At 63.1% G+C, this 2,512-nt stretch carries 1 pseudogene; it reads right to left on the bottom strand.

Annotation, left to right across the window (positions count from 1 at the left end):
* Window positions 1-2,512 (bottom strand): annotated as a pseudogene (locus tag QZY06_RS06930) (DNA-directed RNA polymerase subunit beta'); the annotation flags it as partial.

The following is a 2,512-nucleotide window of genomic DNA, read 5'->3' as shown; positions in this document are numbered from 1 at the left end:
CTTCGGCGAGAACCGCCGGATCCTTCGGCTTGCGCGCTTCGAACAGATCGGCAACACGCGGCAGACCGCCGGTGATGTCACGTGACTTCGAGGCTTCCTGCGGGATACGGGCGACGACGTCGCCGACCTTCACTTCCGCACCGTCCTCGATGTTGATGATCGCCTTGGCCGGCAGCGAGTACGAAGCCGGAATGTCGGTGCCCGGGAAGCTCAGCGACTTGCCCTTGGCGTCGACCAGCGCCAGCACCGGGCGCAGATCCTTGCCGGCCATGCCGCGGGTCTTCGGATCGGTGATCACCAGCGTGCTCATGCCGGTGATGTCATCGGTCTCGCGAGTGACGGTGATGCCGTCCTCGAAGTCCTGGAACTGCACGAAGCCGGCGATTTCCGTGATGATCGGGTGCGTATGGGCATCCCAACGGGCCAGACGCTGACCGGCCTTGACCGGATCGTTGTCGTTGACCTGCACGACGGCGCCGTAAGGAATCTTGTAACGCTCACGCTCGCGGCCGTGGGAATCGACGACGCCGATTTCACCGGTGCGGGTGACGGTCACGCGATTGCCGTCCTTGTTCTTGACCGACTTGACGTTGTGCTCGCGCACCGTACCGGCCGCACGGGCATCGACACCATCGGCCGAGGCCGAACGCGAAGCCGCACCACCGACGTGGAAGGTACGCATGGTCAGCTGGGTACCCGGCTCACCGATCGACTGGGCGGCGATGACGCCGACCGCTTCACCGATGTTGACCAGATGGCCACGGGCCAGATCGCGGCCGTAGCACTTGCCGCAGATGCCGAACGGCATTTCGCAAGTGATCGCCGAGCGGACCCAGACTTCGTCGATCGACAGATCTTCGAGCTTGTTGACCAGCTTTTCGTCGAGCAAGGTGCCGGCCTCGATCGCGACTTCATCGCTTCCGGGCTTGTGCACGTCACGCAGCAGGGTGCGACCGAGCACACGATCGCGCAGCGGTTCCAGAATGTCGCCGCCTTCCACGATCGGACGCATGACGACGCCCTGTTCGGTGCCGCAGTCCTGGGAGGTGACGACCACGTCCTGGGCAACGTCGACCAGACGGCGGGTCAGGTAACCCGAGTTGGCGGTCTTCAGCGCCGTATCCGACAGACCCTTACGAGCGCCGTGCGTCGAGATGAAGTACTGGAGAACGTTCAGACCTTCGCGGAAGTTCGCGGTGATCGGCGTTTCGATGATCGAGCCGTCCGGCTTGGCCATCAGGCCGCGCATGCCGGCGAGCTGACGAATCTGGGCAGCGCTACCGCGCGCACCGGAGTCGGCCATCATGAACACCGAGTTGAACGAGGTCTGACGGACGGTATCGCCCTTCTTGTCGACGACCGCTTCGGTGCCGATGCGCGCCATCATCGCCTTGGCGATGTCGTCATTGGCCTTCGACCAGATGTCGACGACGTGGTTGTAGCGCTCGGACTGCGTGGTCAGACCCTGGCTGTACTGGTCGTCGATGTCCTTAACCTTGATCTCGGCCTCGGCCAGGATGCCGACCTTCTCGTCGGGCACCATGATGTCGTCGAGGCAGAACGAGATGCCGGCCTTGGTCGACATGCGGAAGCCCATGTACATCAGCTGGTCGGCGAACACCACGGTGTCCTTCATGCCGACGCGGCGATACACCCAGTTGATCGTCTGCGAGACGATCTTCTTGGTCATCGTGCGGTTGACCTGGGCGAACGGAATACCGTCCGGCAGGATTTCCGACAGCAGCGCACGGCCGGTGGTCGTGTCGTTGATGCGACGGATTTCCTTGTAGCCGCCCTCGCCGTCCTCGATGTAATCGCGCATGCGGACCTTGATCTTGGCCTGCAGATCGATCAAACCCGATTCATAGGCGCGATGCACTTCCGAGATATCGGAGAAAGTCATGCCTTCGCCCGGCGCGTTGACGCGCTCGCGGCTCATCCAGTACAGACCGAGCACGACGTCCTGCGACGGCACGATGATCGGGTCGCCGTTGGCCGGCGACAGGATGTTGTTCGAGGCCATCATCAGCACGCGCGCTTCCAGCTGCGCTTCGAGCGACAGCGGCACGTGGACAGCCATCTGGTCACCGTCGAAGTCGGCGTTGAAAGCCGTGCAGACGAGCGGATGCAGCTGGATGGCCTTGCCTTCGATCAGTTGCGGTTCGAAAGCCTGGATGCCGAGGCGGTGCAGCGTGGGGGCGCGATTGAGCATCACCGGGTGTTCGCGGATCACCTCTTCGAGGATGTCCCACACCACCGGCGTCTCGGCTTCGACTTCGCGCTTCGCCGCCTTGATCGTGGTGGCGATGCCCTGCAATTCGAGCTTGTTGAAAATGAACGGCTTGAACAGCTCCAGCGCCATCTTCTTCGGCAGGCCGCACTGGTGCAGCTTCAGCTGCGGCCCGACCACGATCACCGAGCGGCCGGAATAGTCGACACGCTTGCCCAGCAGGTTCTGGCGAAAGCGCCCGCCCTTGCCCTTGATCATGTCGGCGAGCGACTTCAGCGGACG

This window comes from uncultured Nevskia sp. (assembly GCF_903885465.1).
Taxonomy (GTDB): Bacteria; Pseudomonadota; Gammaproteobacteria; order Nevskiales; family Nevskiaceae; genus Nevskia.
Note: the sequence above shows the minus strand (reverse complement) of the source record. Positions and strands in the feature narration are given on the sequence as shown.